Source organism: Paraburkholderia sp. UYCP14C (genome assembly GCF_004197395.1).
In the GTDB taxonomy this organism is placed as follows: domain Bacteria; phylum Pseudomonadota; class Gammaproteobacteria; order Burkholderiales; family Burkholderiaceae; genus Paraburkholderia.
The window spans coordinates 24,570-42,618 of record NZ_SELS01000064.1; the positions used below are offsets into that span (position 1 = coordinate 24,570).

The 18,049-nt window shown below is 61.4% G+C and carries 11 protein-coding genes and 2 pseudogenes; 6 read left to right on the forward strand and 7 right to left on the reverse strand.

Annotated features, from left to right (window positions below; genetic code table 11):
* Positions 1 to 157 precede the first annotated feature (157 nt).
* Both EVC45_RS36440 and EVC45_RS36445 read left to right on the forward strand, forming a co-directional pair.
* Positions 158 to 1,042, forward strand: coding sequence for a LysR family transcriptional regulator (locus EVC45_RS36440; RefSeq protein ID WP_129962978.1), 885 nt, complete (start codon positions 158 to 160; stop codon positions 1,040 to 1,042).
* Between the two features lie 128 nt (positions 1,043 to 1,170).
* Positions 1,171 to 1,652, forward strand: a pseudogene (locus EVC45_RS36445) (SDR family NAD(P)-dependent oxidoreductase); the annotation flags it as partial.
* Between the two features lie 262 nt (positions 1,653 to 1,914).
* On the opposite strand, the gene EVC45_RS36450 reads toward EVC45_RS36445, so the two are convergent.
* The 6 genes from EVC45_RS36450 to EVC45_RS36470 form a co-directional block, all read right to left on the reverse strand.
* Entirely contained in the window at positions 1,915 to 2,787 is an 873-nt protein-coding gene (locus EVC45_RS36450) for a hypothetical protein (RefSeq protein WP_129962979.1), read from the reverse strand.
* 61 nt (positions 2,788 to 2,848) lie between these two features.
* Positions 2,849 to 4,600, reverse strand: a complete 1,752-nt coding sequence (locus EVC45_RS36455) for a ShlB/FhaC/HecB family hemolysin secretion/activation protein (protein WP_129962980.1) — start codon at positions 4,598 to 4,600, stop codon at positions 2,849 to 2,851.
* A 65-nt stretch (positions 4,601 to 4,665) separates the two neighbouring features.
* Positions 4,666 to 5,100 carry a hypothetical protein gene (locus tag EVC45_RS36460; RefSeq protein ID WP_129962981.1) on the reverse strand — a complete coding sequence of 145 codons (435 nt, stop codon included), beginning with the start codon at positions 5,098 to 5,100 and terminating at the stop codon, positions 4,666 to 4,668.
* A 235-nt stretch (positions 5,101 to 5,335) separates the two neighbouring features.
* A complete protein-coding gene (locus EVC45_RS36465; RefSeq protein WP_129962982.1) occupies positions 5,336 to 14,356 on the reverse strand; it encodes a hemagglutinin repeat-containing protein in 9,021 nt (3,006 codons plus the stop codon).
* A gap of 206 nt (positions 14,357 to 14,562) precedes the next feature.
* A complete protein-coding gene (locus EVC45_RS45880) occupies positions 14,563 to 14,730 on the reverse strand; it encodes a hypothetical protein (RefSeq protein ID WP_168991602.1) in 168 nt (55 codons plus the stop codon).
* 43 nt (positions 14,731 to 14,773) lie between these two features.
* Complete coding sequence (locus EVC45_RS36470) at positions 14,774 to 15,274, reverse strand: hypothetical protein (RefSeq protein ID WP_129962983.1); 501 nt, start codon at positions 15,272 to 15,274, stop codon at positions 14,774 to 14,776.
* Between the two features lie 383 nt (positions 15,275 to 15,657).
* Between EVC45_RS36470 and EVC45_RS36475 the strand changes: the two genes are divergently transcribed.
* Both EVC45_RS36475 and EVC45_RS36480 read left to right on the forward strand, forming a co-directional pair.
* The gene (locus tag EVC45_RS36475) at positions 15,658 to 15,975 is read left to right on the forward strand and encodes an SDR family oxidoreductase (RefSeq protein WP_211193533.1); all 318 of its coding nucleotides are present in this window, start codon (positions 15,658 to 15,660) and stop codon (positions 15,973 to 15,975) included.
* 72 nt (positions 15,976 to 16,047) lie between these two features.
* Positions 16,048 to 16,542: a DUF3237 domain-containing protein gene (locus EVC45_RS36480; protein ID WP_129962984.1), complete on the forward strand. Its 495-nt coding sequence runs from the start codon at positions 16,048 to 16,050 to the stop codon at positions 16,540 to 16,542.
* 50 nt (positions 16,543 to 16,592) lie between these two features.
* Here the strand turns inward: EVC45_RS36480 and EVC45_RS36485 are convergent, their stop codons facing one another.
* Positions 16,593 to 16,991, reverse strand: coding sequence for a VOC family protein (locus EVC45_RS36485; RefSeq protein WP_129962985.1), 399 nt, complete (start codon positions 16,989 to 16,991; stop codon positions 16,593 to 16,595).
* A gap of 436 nt (positions 16,992 to 17,427) precedes the next feature.
* Between EVC45_RS36485 and EVC45_RS36490 the strand changes: the two genes are divergently transcribed.
* Positions 17,428 to 17,766, forward strand: a complete 339-nt coding sequence (locus EVC45_RS36490; RefSeq protein WP_129962986.1) for a P-II family nitrogen regulator — start codon at positions 17,428 to 17,430, stop codon at positions 17,764 to 17,766.
* Positions 17,767 to 17,792: 26 nt separating this feature from the next.
* Positions 17,793 to 18,049, forward strand: a pseudogene (locus EVC45_RS36495) (ammonia channel protein); the annotation flags it as partial.

Consider the following 18,049-nt stretch of genomic DNA (forward strand, 5'->3'; position numbering starts at 1 on the left):
ACTTGAGGAGAGTCTAGGAATCGATCCAAAGAAGAAAAATGGGCCAAGGTTCCGAATATATCGGACAGAAATGTCCTAAATTGAAAGTGTCGCGTCGACATCGTGCTTGCACCGCGGTTCCGGCGAGCCTGCCCACCAACCGTGCGGAGCAATGCTGATGGATAGCTTTGGCGGTATTTCTCTGTTCGTGCAGGTCGCCGATACACGCAGCTTCACCGAGACGGGACGCCAACTCGGTCTGTCGTCGTCGGCCGTTGGCAAGAGCATCGCGCGGATGGAGGAGCGGCTCGGCGGGCGGCTGTTTCATCGCAGCACGCGCAGCATTACGCTGACGGCGGAAGGCACGCTGTTTCTCGAGCGATGCCGTCGCATTCTCGGGGAAATCGAGGCCGCCGAAGCTGAGCTCTCCGGTGCCGCCGGGAGCCCGCGCGGCCGGCTGCGGATCAGCACGCCGCAATTGTCGGGGCTCATCATGCCGGCGCTGGACGGCTTTATGGCGCAGTACCCGGACATCGAACTCGACGTCGATCTGTCGGATCGCATGGTGGACATCATCGAAGAGGGCTTCGATGCCGTCATTCGCACGGGCGAGCAGCATGACTCGCGGCTGGTCTCACGTCGACTGGGCTCGTGCGGCCAGGTACTGGTCGGCTCGACCGGCTATCTCGAGCGGCACGGCACACCCGCGCATCCGTCCGAACTCGCTGCTCACGCCTGCCTGCTGCATAAATTTCCCGCCACGGGCAAGCTCGAGCGCTGGCCATTCCGGCTCGGGGCATCCGAACCTCAGCCGGAATTGCCTCAGACCTTCTCGGCCAATACCATCGAAGTGCTGGCCTTCCTCGCGCTTCAGGACAAGGGTCTCGCGTTCCTGCCGACCTTCATCGTGCGCGATGCGCTGTCGAGCGGCGCGTTGCGGATTGTGCTCAACGACTATATCGAACAGACCGTGACCTTCTGGATCCTGTGGCCCGCAAGCCGTTACGCTGCGCCCAAGCTCCGGGTGTTCATCGACTACATTAGCCGCAATTTGCGGATCTGACACCGGCTTCCAATGCGCCACGCGATTTCGGACGCCAATGTCCTGAATGTTCGGAACCGCTGCTTGTTTATCTTCAATGGTGCGCGCCTTAGTATGAAGCCTGCCGATGAGGTCCACTGGAGAGGAACATGTCCGAGCATCCTGTTGTTCTGATCACCGGCGCGCTGACCGGTATCGGCCGCGCTGCCGCACTGGCCTTTGCCGAGCAGCGGGCGCATATCGTCGTGTCCGGGCGGCGCGTCGAAGAAGGCCGGCAATTGGCCTCCGAACTGCGCGCGCTTGGATCGGAGGCTGAGTTCGTCCAAGCCGACGTCCGCTTCGAAGATTCGGTACGTAACCTCATCGAGCGCACCGTCGAACGGTTCGGCAGGCTCGACGTAGCGGTCAATTCGGCCGGTACCGAGGGCGCGAGCCCGCGCCCGTCACGGAACTGACGCCCGAGCGTTATGCGGCCGTCTTCGATACCAATGTGCTGGGCACCATGCTCAGCATGAAACACGAGATGCGCGTGATGGTGGCGCAGGGCAGCGGCAGCACCGTCAACATCTCGTCGACGATGGGATCTCGCGGCGCGCCCAACGTCTCGCTGTATACGGCAAGCAAGCGGGCATGGTAGATCGCCCGCATGACTATGACAGCCTGACTGCGGCCGCCCTGGTCCGTGGCCAGAACCGACAGGGCAAGATGATATTGGAGCGAGAGCGCTCGCGCTTTCGGTGCCGGAAGCGGCAATAGCATGTCGCGGGTGAGCGGACGGCGTTTCTTCGTTTTCATGGTCAGGACTGCCCCGTTGTCTGGAACCCGGAGCGTGGCGCGTGACGCCCGCCAACCGGACGTGCCCGGGTATCGGGCACCACGCGCCAGAGACATCATCAGTGGCACGAAAGCACCACGACGCCGCCAATCGTCCCGTTCGAGTAGCCCAGCGCAACCAGCGGCTGACTCGCGTCGTGCCCCACGACAACCGTCTGCGTCGAGAGCTGGCCGCTGGTCGAAACGCCATTCAACGTCACTTGCGGGCTTGACAGGGTATAGGTGGTACCACCGTTCGAATTGACTGACATGATCAGATTGTTCAGCGTGCCCGCAACCGGATCGAGCGTCGCCGATGTTGCTGCGAGCGTGCCTGTAGGACCGCTGATATTGTCGGCAACCGTATCCGCAAGCAACTGAGTACAAACAAGCGCGCCACCTGTCCTAGGCAACGACAGCGGCGTGCCGACCGCGTAGTGCAGACCCTGCTGGGGGTTATAGGTATTTCCATCGGTGTCCTCGGCCTGGATCCATCGGCCAATCGCGACATCGGTGCCACTGCCCTGGATTTCGGTCACCATCCCGTGGTTAAGCCCAAGGCAGTTGGTTGCCGCAGCCGTCGACGCCAGCGTCGTGAAGCCGCCGCCTGCCTGTTGTACCTGGCTCGACGCGGGCGCGGCAGGGGCCGTGAAATTGCGGTTCTTCTGGAAGTCTGCCGGCAGGCTCGGCACTACCACCACCGCAAGCGTGCCGTTGTTCGCCGCCACCTGGGAAGCCGAGCCGGAATAGGTGAAGGCGCCATCCGGTCTGCATGCTGCCTGGCTGGACGGCGGCTGGGCAGCGGGCGAGGAGGACGCGGCCGGTGCGGACGCGGACTGCGCAGAAGATCCTGCGTCTGCGGAATTCCCATCGCCACCGCCATGGCATGCGGACAGCGCCGCAACGATCAGGGCGGCAGCGAAAAGGTATGAGCGACGAAATCGGATTTGCATGATCAGACACTCCAGAGATTCCCGGTTATCGGGCGATGGTTGATGTGAACTGGTGAAATGGTCAGAACTGCCCCGTGAACTGGAAACCTAGCGTCACGCTCGGTGCGGGAAATCCGGACGGCGCATAGATCGGCGTCCCCGCGAACACGTCGTAGCTGTACGCACCAAAGCGCGACGGCAGGGAGCCCTTGAAGCCGATGACCGCGCCCGCGAGCTGCGTGCCCGTGAGAAGGGCTGCGGACGGCCCCCACAGGTGGCCGTAGTCGAGGCCCACATAGAGCGCCTGTCCCGAAGCCCCAAGCGCGTACTGAAGCTCGTTGCGCCAGTAGAAGCCTTTCTCTGCCGCGAGCATCGTTTCGCCGCTGAAGCCTCGCACGGTATAGCGGCTGCCGATGGTCAGGTCGTCGATGTAGTTGAGTGTGTTATTGGTGAATTGCCCGTGCACGGTGCCGACATAGCGCAGCGGCTGACCGGCCACCGCGAACGGCACCGAGAGGTTCGCGTCGAGCGTCGCCATGTGGAAGTAGTACGTCGGACCGCTGGTTGACGCCGGCATGGCCCCGAGCCAGCCGACGCCCTGCCGGTAGGCGAGCGTACCGTCGAACTGCGCCGTGCCGAAGTAGTGGCGGTTGGTCAGCCCCGCCTCAATGAATGTGTTGTCGCGGTGCTGCAGCGCAATCTCGGTGTCCTCGATAAAGCTCGCACCGAAGCGCTTGATGAGCTGGAACTCCACGCCCGACACATCGTTCTGGCTGCGGTGGATAACCCGCTCAAGCTTGAGGCCCGCAGTCTGCGCGTTGCCGCTCGCTACGAAAATCTGGCTGGCCTGTGCGACCTGCTGGTAATAGGTGTTTGTATAGCCGTACAGCGTGCCAGTCCAGTAACCCCATGGCACCGCATATGAGGCGTTCCAGCCGTGTGTACCGAGGTCGTGATTGCCGAACTGCAGATCCTGATTGAACCCCGCCGAGAGAACGTCATTCAGGCCCAGGAGGTTATACAGGCCAAGCGAAACGTTGCCGATATAGCGCCCCGTCTCGTCATTCCCTGAGTTGTCTGCCGAGACGACAAGCGACCACGGTTTTGTACGCTTGACTGTCACGACGACATCGCTCTCGCCGGGCGACGTACCGGGCACAATCTGCATTGTCGCGTCCTGGTTCGGTACGCGCTTCATCTGTTCGAGACCCTGCTCAAGGTCGCGCAGCTGGAGCACGTCCCCGTCTCGTGCAGGAAATGCGGTTCTGAGGGTGCCGCGCATATCGGCGTCCGCAAACTTCAGATTGCGGATGACACCCGGTATGAGGGCGAACTTGAGCGTCCCTTTCGACAGGTCCTGCGCTGGCAGGAGAACGCGCGTCGTAATGTAGCCACGACTCAGGATGACGCCTTGCAGGCCCTTGGTCAGCAGGTCGAGGCCCTGTTTGCCGACGCATTGCCCCTCGTAATGACGCAGCCAGTCATTCAGGAACGCGAACGGGTCCATCGGCAGGGCAGACGCGCCCTTTACGCGGTCGGCCTCGGGCAACGTATCCGGCACCTCGACCGTGAACGAGTTGATACGGAAGCACGGCGTCTCGACGGGTAGTACGGGGTACTCTCCCGCAACAGGCACGGTCGAGAGCACCACGGGGGCCGCTACGGTTGCCGCGCGCTGCTGGGCGTCACGCTGCTGCTGGATCTGCTGGTTCTGTTCGGCGTTCGTGCGGGCCGCTGCCGCGGTGTCCGCTGGCGTAGGCGCTTGCTGAGCATTTGACGCGAGTGATACCAGGGCTGTGAGCGGCAGAGCCGCCAGCCTCTTTCTGATTTTCATGGGTGAACGTGTAGTCGTAGGAGGGAGCGACTGACAAGTCACTCCTATGTTTTCTGGTAAGCCTGTTAAATTGAATTGCCTTCGTCTTCGATTGCGCGCAAATCCCTGAGCTCCCAAAACAACGGTAAGGCGCACGAAAACAGCAAGAGAAGATAAAAAGGGAACAACAAAGCTAAACCATCGGGGTTACCCGAAAAGACTGCGAGGTACACGGCCAACCCGATATAGGTGATTGACAACACTACAGCGACGATAGCGAATCTTCTCCATAGCTGTCCACCATTTAACTGCGGCTGTCCTGCCGCAGTTCTACACCCCTTGTACAACTCGAAAAAAAAGACAAAGAGGAACCCAATAGCCACGAACGCAACCTTGCCGGCGATAGCCTTCCAGTTGTTGCCCCGAAACAGAGATACCGTAACGAGAACAACAGCTATGTGGAAAAAAAGAGGGCTTCTCCTAGAAGCTCCCGAAATCGCACGCCTAAAGGCTTCGAGCATTAATTTTCGCCCTCATCCATCTTGTTAATTTTCCTGATCTGACGAAGTTCCCGTAGCATCGCATAGGTAACCAACACAAAAAGCGAGGCATACATCGGTATTCCGGCTAACGCAGGGCGCCAACCGGCACCCCGTAGCTCTGATATTGCAACAACAACAGCAACGACGGCAAAGACGGAAATGTATGCCTTTATGTAACGGGTAATGAACCTGCGTCTCGGCTGAGCTTCCATAATCATTTGTGTGATTGAGAATTCTGAATAGCTTGCTGAATTGGTCCAGCAGCACCCTGCATAATCTGATTGACAGCATTTCCAATTGGCGACGGTAGCACTGCTTTTGCCCATGACCCAGCACCCGTCGTCGCGGTGGCTACCCCTGCGGACAGATCAGGATTATTGCCGGTCATGCCCGCGCTGCCGAATGCCGCGACGCCGTTTACAGCCGCGTTGTAGCCATTAGCGACGATCTTTCCGGCCGTTCCCATTGTGGCGATTGCTTTGTCTCCAATCGCAAATGGGGCACTCAGACCACCAACTATCCCGGCAATGTACGAGTTTGTAAAGTTCGGCGCATCCGGGCTCGCCCCTGTCTTGTAATTAACGTAGCTTCCTGCATAGTCGTATCCACCAGCAAGCCCTGCAGCGATCACGGCCTCCGGTCCGAGCGCCACTACAGCGGCAGCAGGCACCCCGTACATGGCACCCGTCTGCATGTTGTTCGATGCGATGGTGGCGTTCGCCCCATCCGCATTGACCGCAGCCATGGCCAGCGAAGGATCGCAGGCCGACAGACCATTACACACCTTCGAGAGGGCGTTCTTTTTCGGATCTAGCATCTGGTTGTACAGCTCTACCGACGAACCCGTTGCCGCGCCCGCTGTGCCACCAACGAGCGCACCGCCCACACCCGCCGCCACGTTCGCGGCCAAGTTACCAAGTAGGTCCGAGCCTGTTTCCGAAGTTACACCCTTCGAAATGCTGTCCAACTGGTCCGCCATTTTCGAGGCAAGACCTGCGCCCGCAGCGCCGCCCGCCACTGTGAAGACACTGCCGCCGCCAAGTCCACCAATTAGCGCACCGCCAGCCGCTTGCAATAGGGCGCGACTATCGCCACCTTCGGTCCATGCTGCGGCCGCCGCAGTATCGCCAGCTTTGTCAGCGGCTTTCTCCTGGGCATCCGCATACATGCCGATTCCCTGCGCGACCACTTGGCCCGCCGCCTGCGCGGCCTGCATCGTATCGGCCTGCTGGTTGAGGATATTGTTCACGTCCGGCGTTGCCGATACCGTACCGTTCGTGTTGGTCGTGTCACGGCTCAGGGTTGATACGTCCTGCGTCTGCGCAGCCTGGTTTGTGATGTTGATCGTGCCCGCGCTCACTGCGCTGCGTGTCGTCGCGCTCTGGTCACCACTGTCATTCTGCGAAATCATCGGCGATAGGCCGCCTGTACCGCTTACTGAGCTGGGTCCGAGAGCCTTACCGGTGTTACCCACGCCTACGCCCGCGCTGATGCCGTTGCTCGTCGCGTCGTAATGCGACTGGTTCTGGATATCGCTGTAGGTCAGCGTGCCGGTCGTCAGGTTGTTCTGCGACGGATCGGCCGTACTCGAAATCACCGCGCCGGTCAGGTTCGTATTGCCCTTGACGTTGACATCGAAGCCGCCGTTGCCGGCCTGAATACCGGCCTGCTCGTTGACCTGGGCATAGTTGCTATCCGCGTGGCCGTTCTGCGCGCTGAAGCTCGCGCTGCCGCCGCCCTGGCTGATGCTGAAACCGCCCCCAGCGCTGCTCTGATGCGCTGTGCTGACGGTCGTATCCTGAACGCTCTCGATATTCAGGTTGCCGCCAACGTTCGCCGTTACCTGGTTACCGTTGACTTGCGAGCCGATGATATTGGTATCGCCGCCCGACACGATGGTCACGCTGTTCGCACCGGTTACGTGCGAAGCGTTCTGGATCGCCGCGTTGCTGTTCGCGTCGCCATGCGCATTGGACATCGACGCCGAAACACCGAAACCCTGCGTGCCATAGGACACACCGACGCTCGCGCTACTCGATTTGTTCGTGCTGGCCGTCGTGTCCGTGTTCGTGGTGTTGACGATGTTGACCTGATTCTTCGCGGCAAGCACGACATCGTTCGCGCTCACGTTCGAACCCGCGATGGTCAGGTTGCCGCTGCCGGGCGTGCCGTCGCCGGTTGCCACGAAAGCCGCGGTGCCGCCCGCCTGAACGTTCGAACCCTTCTGCGTCGTCTGATCCTCGGTGAACGTATTCTTGCTCTGACTGGAACCGAAGCTCAACTGCACGCCGATGCTCGGCGCATTCGGCCCTGTCGCCCCGCCCGCGAGGCCCGCCGCTCCAATGCCCGCCATCGCGGCATCGCCACCGGCCGCAATCGCATGCAACGCCTCGGCGCGACCGTTGCTGTTACCGCTCGCGAGTGCCTGGCCCTGCGATACCGCGCCGTTGATCGCATCGCCCACGCTGCCCGAAAGGCCCAGCGTGAATCCGCTCTGTTTTGTTTCCTGGGTCTCGTCGTGGTGCGAGGTGTCGGTGGCCGCGTCGATGATTACGTTAGCTGCCGTACCGGTGACGTTCTGGGCTGCCACAAGGTCGCTGCCCGTCACGTGCAGCGTGTTGCCTGCCTGGATCGAGAGACTGCCGTTCGTGCTGCCTATGAGGCTGCCGTTATTCGTCACGCTGCTGTCGTTCGTCGTCTGCTTCGTGTCGCTGGTGCCGTAGTTGAGGCTAAATCCACCACCGCTCATCGCCCCGAAGCCCGACCTCTTTTCCTCGTAGGACGAACTGCTCTGACTCGTATCCTGCGTCGTGGTGATGTTCACATCATGCACGGCGCTCAGCGATACATCGTTCGTCCCGACGATAGTGCTGCCCGCGACGTTGATATCCTTGCCGCTTGAGATCGACACGCCGTCGGCCGAAATCATGCTCCCCTGGTTCAGGGTCGTGGTCGTACTGCTCGAACTCGATACCTCCTTGCCGCTGACTACATTGCTGTGGCTGTGCTGCTCCTGCGAATTGTCGACATAGGTTGCGGTGGCCGCGCCGATGTTGACGTTGTTCGCTGCCGCTAGCGTCGCGGTCCCCTTGTCGAGGTTGATCGTGCTGCCGGTGAGGTTGATATCGTGGCCCGATGCGACAGTCAGCGAATTGCCGGCATTGAGCGTCGTCCCCGTCAGGGTATCGGCCGATGTATGCTGCGACGCTGAATAGCTGCCGTGACTGTCGCCGCCCGAGCTGTTGCTGTCGACGGTCGAACTCGCCTTCGCCGCCTGGAGCGTGACGTCGCCGTTCGCCGCAACCGTCCCGCCGCCGCCGAGATTGATATTCGCGCCCGTCGCGGTCAGGTTGCCGCCCACGCCGATCTGCGAGACGCCGCCCACGTTGATGGAACTGCCGGTCGTCTGGTTGATGTCGGTATTCGACACACCGTTCGCGCCCGCGACCACCTTATGCTCGCCGGTCTGCACCGTGCCGATGTCGTAGTTGCCGCCAACGGCCATGCCGAGGTTGCCGCCAACATTGAGATTGGCCCCGTTCTGCTCGACGTTGCCGCCCGTCACGATTGCGGCGTCGCCCTTTACATTGAGGTTTGCGATGGGGCCGAGCGTGGTCGTGGTCCGTGTCGCACCCGTCGCGCTGACCTGGTTGACGGTATTCGCGGCGGTATTGAGGATCAGGTCGCCACCCGCGTTCAGCGCGAGGCTCCCGGCGTTCACGATGGCCGAGGTCAGGTCGACATTGCCCGTCGTTGCGAGCGACATGAGGCCGCCGCTTTGCAACGTACCGAACGCGTTGTTGATCTGCTGACCCTGGATCGACAGCGTATTGCTCGCCTGCACCGTCCCGCTGTTATTGAAGGTCTGCGCGTTCCGCAGATCGATGTCGGTCGCCGCGATCAGCGGGCCGTTCATGTTCTGCTGGCTTGCCTTCGCGAGATAGACGACCGGCACGAGAACGGATTGCCCGTCGACGACTTCGGTCTGCATGATGACGACATTGGTCGTGAGAGCCGCGACCTGGTCGGGCGAGAGCGCCATGCCAAGCGGCAGGTTAAGCGACCCGGCGAGCGACGCGCCCGCCGCCATCAACGCTTCATACATCGACTGGACGTCGGTATAGGGACCGAGTACAGCCTTGCCCGTCAGCGAGGTAATCTCATTCTGTACGAGCTGCTGCTCGTACAGGCCGTCGCCGAGGCGTTTCTCGACGCTCTGCGGATTCAGCCCAAGCTGCTGCAGGTAGTAGTTGCTGGAGATGAACGTCTTCGCGTTCGTGAAGGCCGGGTTCGTCTCGATCAGGTACGGCGCGTTCGGCGCGGTATCCCGGTGGAACAGGCCACCCTGGGGAATTGTCAGGTTGCTCAGGACATTAACCGCCGTCGCGCTCGCGATGATCGGATTAACGAGGCCCGAGCCACTCTTGACCGAAGCCGCTGCGCTTTTCGACCCGCCCGCGCTGCCGCTAACCCCGCCGACGGTCACCCCGCCGAGCGACTGACCCGGGACGAGACCGAGCGAAGGAACGCCCGCATTACCCGCCGGATTGTTGATATTGACGCCGGTACCGGAAAGCGTGCCGCCCGCGACGAAGCTCGACTCGTAGCTTGGCAACGCATAAGTGTGGATGTCAGCCGGGGCCACCTGGTAGCCGCCCGGATTGGAGGTCACGAAGGTGGCATTGCCGAACGGCAGCTGCCAGTTGTATTCGGTGTTGTCGTAGTTGTCGTAGTGATACTGGCCGGAATAGGTCACCTGTACGCCGGGTGCAAGCTGCCCGCGCCAGCTAGTCTGGTCGAGCGACACGGGCGCGGCGATGTTGCTGACCGCCGCGACCGCGCTCCAGTAGTTCTGGAAGGTGCCCACCTTCGACGCGTCCAGATTGCCGCCCGCAATGATCTGAGCCTGCGGGCTGATCGCCGTAATCAGGTTGGCAAGCGCCACGCCCGTATAGGTCGTGTACTGGTAGGTGCTGTTCCACTGGCCGCCGTGCGGCGGATTGATCGGCATGCCGCCTGGCTGGGCCTGCACCGCAGCGATGGCGGCGGGATCGTAGTTGGAAGCATTCGGATCGAACTGGAGGCCCATGACCTTCGGATTGCCCGGGCCGCATGCCGCCATGTTAGCGGCTGCGCAGCCAGACAGGCTGATGCCGAGCTGCTGGAGGTACGGTGAACTCGCATCCAGCGGCTCCACGTAGGCTCCATCGGTCGTCATCACGCGGCGCGTGTTGGTGACCTGGTTCGCGTACAGCCCCATGTCGCCCGAGGACTGGATGAGTGCCGAGACGTTGTTGATCAGGTTCGCGTTGGTATAGTTGCCGTTCGCATCCTTGCCACCCGCGAGCACGACCTTGCCCAGGCCAAAGATCGCGGTGGTCGCCATCGTGTCGGTCGCGGTGGTGTCGTCGCGGTTCTCGATGTCGGGCGCGAGCAGCTCGAGCGAGCCGTTGCTGTCGGTGGCGCCAATCAGCGCTGCTGGTCCCACGTTCGAAATGCTGCTGCGTGCGTTCAGCGACACGCTGCCGCCCACGATGGCGTTGCTGTTCTCCAGCGTAGCCGAGTGCGTGGTGAGGGTGCCGCCCGCCATCATGATGCCGCTGTTGACGATATCGCCCGCATTGACATCGAGGTTATCGTTCGCCTCCAGCAGCGAGGCATTGTTGAACGTGCCGGGCACGGTGAAGGAAAGGTCGTGACCGGCGTTGAACGCGAAACCGGAGGTCGGTGCAAAGTCGCCCTGAATGTTGATCGCGACGTCGTTCGCTGCGCTATAGGCCCCGCCGCCCGTCAACGTCGCCGCGTCGACGGTCAGGTTATGGGTCGCGCCGATCTGCCCGTTCGTGTTCGTGATCGCGCCGGTCGTCGTGATCGCAACGTCACCGGTCGGACCCGCGAAACTGCCAATCACGCCGCCGCTGTTGTCGACGGTATTCGCCTGGAGGTCGACGCTTCCGCCGCTGACCTGGCCGCCCTGCGTATTGGAGAGCGTCGACGTATCGACGGCGACATTGCCGTTCCCCGTAATGACGCCGCCGCTGTTGGTGGTCTGGCTACCGCCCTGGACGGTTGTATTGCCTGTCCCCAGGTTGCTGACGAGGCCGTTCGTGTTGTCGATGGAAGCGGCCTGAACGCCGAGCGTGCTCGCATCGCCCGCAGCGCCCGTACCGGACTGGATCTGTCCGTTCGTATTCGCCAGCGCGCCGCCGCCCGCGAGCGAAAGCGACCCGAGCGAGCGTACCGCTCCCCGCGTATTGTCGATATTGCCCGCGACGTTCGCCGCGATATTGCCCTGTGCCGCGAATACGCCGCCCGCGTTGTTGAAGCTTCCGGCCTGAGCGGCGATCTGGCCGGCAGTGATGATTTTCCCGCCTGCGTTTGAGAGAGAGCCCGAACCGTTGCCCGGCGTGATCGTCAGTGTCCCCGTTCCGGCGTCGAGGATCGTACCGCCGTCGTTATCGAGGTTAGCCGGGGCGAGCGTGAGGTCCGTACTGTTCGTCTGGATCGTCCCGCCCGCCGAGTTATCGAGCGTATTGCTGACGTTGAGACTCATCGGCGACGCGCCATACTGCGCGATCGTCCCGCCGTGATTGAGAAGATCCGTCGCGCCGAGCGCGAGCTGGTTCGCCTCGATATCGCCGCCGCTATTATCAAGCGTGGAGCCGATTGCGAGCGCCAGATCCGGCGCGACGATCGAGCCGCCGCTATTGGTCAGCGACCCGCTATGGATGGTCCCGTTCGAGGCCGCCCCAATCTGACCACCATTGTTCGTCAGCGTACCGCTCGCGAGGCTCAGGTCTGCATTCGAGAGCAGCTTGCCATTCGTGTTGTCGAGAGCGTTGGCAATCGTTGCCGTCAGCCCGGTCTGGCCGAGAACCAGACCTGCGGCATTGTCGAGTGCACCGGCCTGGGCGACGACCTGCCCATTGCTCTGGATGCTACCGCCCGCGTTCGAGATCGACCCCGCACCGTTACCCGGCGCAATCGTCAGCGTGCCGGTGCCTGCGTGGGTAATCGTGCCACCGTCGTTGTCGAGCGTGGCAGGGGCCAGCGTCAGGTCCGTGCTGTTCGTCTGGAGCGTACCGCCCGCCGAATTGTCGAGCATGCCCGAGACCGCGACGATCATCGGGCCGCTACCCGTCTGCGTAATCGTTCCCGCGTGATTGACGAGGTGGGTCGCGTTCAGCGATACCTGCGCGGCCTGCGTCGTTCCCGAGCTGTTGTCGAGCGTTGTCGCGCTCTCCGTCACCGTCTGGCCTGCCGCGATCGACCCGCCGCTGTTGGTCAGATGCGAACCAGCATTAACCGTCGTATTGCCCGATGCTCCGAGCGAGCCAACGCTGTTGTCGACCGATTGCCCTGTGACCAGGAGGTTTGTCTGCGCCGATACCGTGCCGTGATTGGCAATGGTGCCGCCCTGCAGCGTCACCGCACCATTGCCGCCGATGACGCCGCCCTGTGCGCCGGTCGCGGTCGTGCCCGCCGCGTTCATAAGCTGGCCCGTCGTCGTGACCGACAGGCCGTCGCCGTTCAGTGACGTAATGCGGCCTGCGGTATTGTCGAGCGATGTGCCCGACACCGACAAACCGGCTGCGCTTTGCATGGTCCCCTGATTGTTCGCAATGGCGCCGCCGTTGACCTGCATGGCACCCTGCGAGACCATCGAGCCGCCCTGGTTCGCGATCTGTCCGGACGCCCGCGCGTTGAGCGACCCCTGCGAAGAGATGTCGCCCGCCAGGTTCGACAGGCTACCTGCGTTGAGCGCGACGCCCGTTCCACCCGTCAGTGCCCCATGGTCGTTGACCAGTGCGCCTGTGGCCTGCGCGTTCACCGCAGCGCCCGCGTTCGTGGTGGCGCCAGCCAGGTTCAGGTCGCCCGCGTTCGCCGTCAGCGACAGGTTGCCGTTGGTTGCCGTTTCGCTGCCCGCGAGATTCACGCGGCTACCCGAGAGCGACGCATTGCCGCCCGCCACGTTCTGGCCGGTCGCGTTCAGCTGACCCGAGGTCAGTATCGAGAGGTCGCCGCTGTTGCCCACCGAGCCATCGCGGTTCACGCCCGCGCCCAGCGTCCCGGTTGAATCGAGGCTGCCTGCCGTGACAAACGTGCTGCGCTGTGCGGCAACGGTGCCGCTATTCGTCAGCGCTCCGGCTGTGTCAACGAAGGTATTGCCCTGCGCGTAGACGGTGCCGGTATTGGTTCCGCCTGCTGCATTGATGACGGCATCGCCGCTGGCATTCATCGTCCCCGTTTGCACGAGCTGGCCAGCGGTGGTGAGCGTCAGATTACCGGCCTGTGCTTCGATGGTGCCGGCATTCGCGACCCCGACGCCATTCTCCGTGCCAACCAGAGTGATGCGACCTGCATACATTCCGCCGAGCTGCGCGACGTCGATAGAGACGGTGGGGGCAGGGCCGCTGCCTGCGATGGGCGTCGGCGTCAGGCTCGCGTAGTCGATATTGTTCGACCCAGTCGTAACGTTGAGCGTATTCGCATAGATGGCCGCATTAGCCTGTACGGCTCTCGCCAGCAGGTCCACCTCATCGATATTCGAGGCGTTCAGACCCGCGCCCTGGACAGTAATCGTGCCGCCGGTTACGTTAAAACCGGTAAGATTGCCGCTGCCGTCGATCAGCGGATTCCCGGTAGTGAGAATACCTTTCGTGGTATTAATGAAGCCGCCACCGTTGATAATAAGTCCACTCGAATTTGCGACCACGACCGCAGCGGTTTTCTGCCCGGCGACTTCGAGATAACCGCGCAACTGGGACGCGTTGTTGCTGTTGACCTGATTAACGATAATCTTTGCGGCATTGCCTGGTCCAAAATTCGGATTACCGGATATCTGTCCCGCGAGTTGGGTGTTCGTATTAACTGGCGAATTGTTGAGAATCGCGCCGCCAGACGACACATCGAATTGTGAATAAGTGTTAAGTGAAACACCCGCACCGGACGGCTTCGTCACGTTCACTTGAGGCAGACCGTTTGCCGTATTAATGACGTTCGGCGCGTGCGAGCCCGACGGTACGATCTGCGCGTTCGAGAGCGCGGGAACCGCCCCGAGGAGTATTAGCGCGGCAAAAGCCGCGTGACGCATGGCGAAAAGCGTAATCGGTCGGTGCGCAGGCGACGGCCCGGTTTCTCCGTGACTTGTACTATGCCCGATTGCTGTTTCTGCGACCGCGACGAGCATCCCCCGGCGCTTGCTAAAAACAAGCCGGTAACAACGGTTATTCATTGCTTGTATCCGTAGTGCCGAATGAAGCCCCGCAGGTTGCGGAGCGTTTTCCAAACGATTTACGACGCAAGGCCATGAAGGCAGATGCGCGCCGCTTCCCGATTCGCTTTGAGCGTGTGATGGATGAGGCTATCAGAGGGATCGCAAAGTCACCATTAGGTACGTCTGAATTAATGTCAATCTGACAATATTTGATGGTTATTCTTTTATTTCCCAACCTCCCTGTCGTCAAGTCTTCTCAGTATCTGATTTAAATCGGGATCGGGCGGTGCATCATTACTTCGCGCAAAAATCACCAGACCAGTAATGCACGACACCAGCAGCAAGGCTACGACCGCCGAAGCGACGACGAAGATCGCGGTTATGTCGTTCATGCGGCCGCCCCCGTTTATTCGTTGACCGGATTTCACGCAGGAATTAGCCCGGCATCCCTGTCAGGCGCGAGACGAGCAGCGCAAAGAACTCCGAGTCTGCCGGCGACGGGTTGCTGCCGGCGAGCGGCGATATGCTCGCCTCCGCTGCCGCCGCGAGCTGGTACCAGGCGTCGTGATAACGTTCGCCACGATAAGTTTCGAGCTGGCCGTCGTGCCGTACGAGTAGCGGCGCGATCTGCGCGACCTCGTACGGAAAGAGCTGCCAGCTCCCGTTACTCTGCTCGCGCAGAAGGCACGCACTGAGGACCGTCTCGGCGGCGCGGAATGGCCTTGCGTCAATCGCGCCTCGATTCTCCGCGCACAGCATCAGCCGGGACACATAGACGGCGCGCGCGAGCGCTGCGAGATGCTCAAGCGTGCCGTGACCGCTGCGGAATAGGGCGAGAGCGTTGTGATGCGAGAGCGAGAGCCGCTTCACAACGAATGCAGGCAGCGGTAGCAACTCCTCGCGCGAGCGCGGCTTTTGGCGCAGCTTGCGACTCATCGCGGCGCCCGATATGTGGAGTCGCGTACGAACAGGACGGCGAATACGGCGACGACGAACCCCACGACCAAACCGATGGCAAACCGGGCGCTCATGAGAGGTACCCCGGGTACGAAGTAACGAGCTGCGAACGCGCGAGGGCTTCCTGCGTCGCTTTGGCGCTCAGATCACCGATTGCCAGTTCGTGCGCCCAACGTCATCGCACACGGCATCATCTACGATCAGCACACGACTCTCCGTAGTTCGGCAGACAGTTTCCGTAGGTGCCGTATCGTAAGACGTATCCACCTCAATACTGCGGCTTGGCCTTTCCACGCCCGCGCATCTTGCATCTCCCCTCTGGAGGAGCTTCAACCGCATTGCTCGGGTTTCGAGGTCGTTTAATGTTGGCGAATTGTAAGTTATATAGAGGTACCGCAAGCAAGCATGCAGTCGAAGGACTGACCAAATCCGCAGCGATCGAAGGCGCCGCCTCCGGCGTGTGCGTCAATGCCATCGCTCCGGGGCCGGTCGAGACCGCCATGCTGGCAAGGCTGACCGGCAACGAGGAACGCAAAACCGCGTTTCTCGCGAGCGTGCCGCTCAAACGTGCGGGAACGCCGGAAGAAATCGCGGACGCGATCGTCTTCCTCGCATCGGCGAAGGCGAGCTTCATCACCGGTGAGATTCTGAAAATAAACGGCGGGAAAACGGCGTCGTGAAATGCGCCGTCAACCGGGCAAACGAGTTCCACACTATTCAAACCTGTCACATCGTGACCCACGAGGTGCCCCATGTCCGATCAGGTCTTCGGGACCCTTCCTCTCCCGCTGAAAAGCATTGCGACTCAACCGTTGTTCGTCATGAGGCTCGACGTCAAGCCGATCGTGGTGGTCGGCCAAACACCGGGACCGTTTCGCCGGGTCGGCATTGTTCCTTCGGGGACATTCGCGGGTGATCGATTGTCCGGGATCATCCTCGATGGCGGCAGTGACTGGCAAGCCGTGCGCGACGACGGCAGCACGACGCTCGATGTGCGTCTGCTGCTCAAGACGGATGATGACGTGACGATTGCGATGTCCTACCGCGGGGTTCGCCACGGTCCCGCCGAACTGATACAGCGGCTCGAACGAGGACAGGTGATCGATCCATCCAGCTATTACTTTCGCATCGCCCCGATTTTCGAAGCGCCGGCCGGTCGATATGAATGGCTCAATCGCATCATTGCCGTGGGCGCGGGGCACCGCTTCGAAACTGGACCGGTGTATAGCGTGTTCGAGGTTTTGTGAGTCGCCGTCGTTTTTCCTGAAAGCGGCCATTTGGCGGAGCGCGCAATAAACTACTGAGTCACGGGATCGTGACAACAGACGCAAATCTTGTTTCCCTCCGGGTCACGGAAATACGCCCCGTAATAGTTCGGATGGTAGTGTGCTCGCAAGCCCGGAGGGCCTTCACAAGAACCTGAGTTCGCCAGCGCGCGGGCGTACGCGTTGTCGACCGAACGACGATCGGGCGCAAGCAAGGCCACCATCTGACCGTTTCCGTGTTCTGCCGAGTTGCCATCATAGGGTCTGCCGATCAGGAAGAGCGGACGCGGCATACCCTCAGCCATCCAACCTGCCCATGGTTTATCTGGCTCGCAAAACTTCAGTTTGTATCCCAACTCGTTCATGACGACCGAATAGAAATTAAACGCACGGTCAAAGTCATTCACTCCAACGAAAACATGCGAAATCATCCTGACGTGTTCCTGTTCGAGTCGTGATGTCTTTGAACGGTACCACGGCAGAGTTGCGCTCGGCCTTCTCGAACGCGCGAGTGGCAACCTGGAAGGTTCTTTTAATGAATATGTAATAGCTCGCGGCAGAACCGTGCACACATGCCCGCTATTGGACGGACGCCAGCAGAGCGCGCTCGCACATGGTGCCTGGGTACATGCATCTGCACGCCGCATTCCGCGAAGAAGCCTTCCGACAGTTTTGCCGCCCAATCCCGTTGCGTTCCCCACGACATCCATCTAACCGCCGAAGCAACCGAAGCGCGGCTTCTCCCGCAACTCCCCGCTCCAATACCTGTTGTGCGAATTGGCACGGCAGTTGCTTTGAACGTCTCCGCGCGCTGAGCCAAGGTCATTGGCGGCCAGCATCGGGTTGGGCGATCAACGGAGAGGCAAATTGAAACTAATAAGTGCGGTCATCAAGCCATTCAAGCTTGATGAGGCTCGGGAAGCCTTGTCATCGCTTGGTGTCTCTGGAATCACGGTGACGGAGGTCAAAGGCTTCGGGCGTCAGAAAGGGCACACCGAACTGTATCGGGGCGCCGAGTACGTCGTCGATTTCCTGCCGAAAGTGAAGATCGAGGTCGCCGTCCCGGATGACATCGTCGATCAGGCTATCGAAGCGCTCGAGCGTTCGGCGCGTACCGGCAAGATCGGTGACGGCAAGATCTTCGTCATGCCGATAGAACAGGTGATCCGGATCCGCACCGGCGAGACCGGCGCGGACGCCTTATAAAGAAATAGCGACAAGAGGAAAGAGAGATGCGCAAACTGTTGATGACTTTGTTGATGGCCGGCTCATTGCTCGCGGGCGGTGTCGGCACCGCATTCGCGGACGACGCCTCGGCGCCGGCGGCCGCCTCCGTGCCGGTCGCGCAAGCGTCCGCGACTCCCGCGGCACCGGCCGCGGCGGATGCCGCCGCATCGGCACCGGCCGCCCCAACCGCACCGTTCTCGGTCGATTCATCGAAGATCAACTCCGGCGACACCGCGTGGATGCTGACCTCGACCGCGCTGGT

Excerpts from the sequence above, each read along its gene's own strand:
- EVC45_RS36460 (WP_129962981.1), bottom strand. The coding sequence starts at position 5,100 with ATGCTCGAAGCCTTTAGGCGTGCGATTTCGGGAGCTTCTAGGAGAAGC.
- EVC45_RS36480 (WP_129962984.1), top strand. The coding sequence starts at position 16,048 with ATGTCCGATCAGGTCTTCGGGACCCTTCCTCTCCCGCTGAAAAGCATT.
- EVC45_RS36465 (WP_129962982.1), bottom strand. The coding sequence starts at position 14,356 with ATGAATAACCGTTGTTACCGGCTTGTTTTTAGCAAGCGCCGGGGGATG.
- EVC45_RS36440 (WP_129962978.1), top strand. The coding sequence starts at position 158 with ATGGATAGCTTTGGCGGTATTTCTCTGTTCGTGCAGGTCGCCGATACA.
- EVC45_RS36450 (WP_129962979.1), bottom strand. The coding sequence starts at position 2,787 with ATGCAAATCCGATTTCGTCGCTCATACCTTTTCGCTGCCGCCCTGATC.
- EVC45_RS36485 (WP_129962985.1), bottom strand. The coding sequence starts at position 16,991 with ATGATTTCGCATGTTTTCGTTGGAGTGAATGACTTTGACCGTGCGTTT.
- EVC45_RS36455 (WP_129962980.1), bottom strand. The coding sequence starts at position 4,600 with ATGAAAATCAGAAAGAGGCTGGCGGCTCTGCCGCTCACAGCCCTGGTA.
- EVC45_RS36470 (WP_129962983.1), bottom strand. The coding sequence starts at position 15,274 with ATGAGTCGCAAGCTGCGCCAAAAGCCGCGCTCGCGCGAGGAGTTGCTA.
- EVC45_RS36475 (WP_211193533.1), top strand. The coding sequence starts at position 15,658 with ATGTTGGCGAATTGTAAGTTATATAGAGGTACCGCAAGCAAGCATGCA.
- EVC45_RS45880 (WP_168991602.1), bottom strand. The coding sequence starts at position 14,730 with ATGAACGACATAACCGCGATCTTCGTCGTCGCTTCGGCGGTCGTAGCC.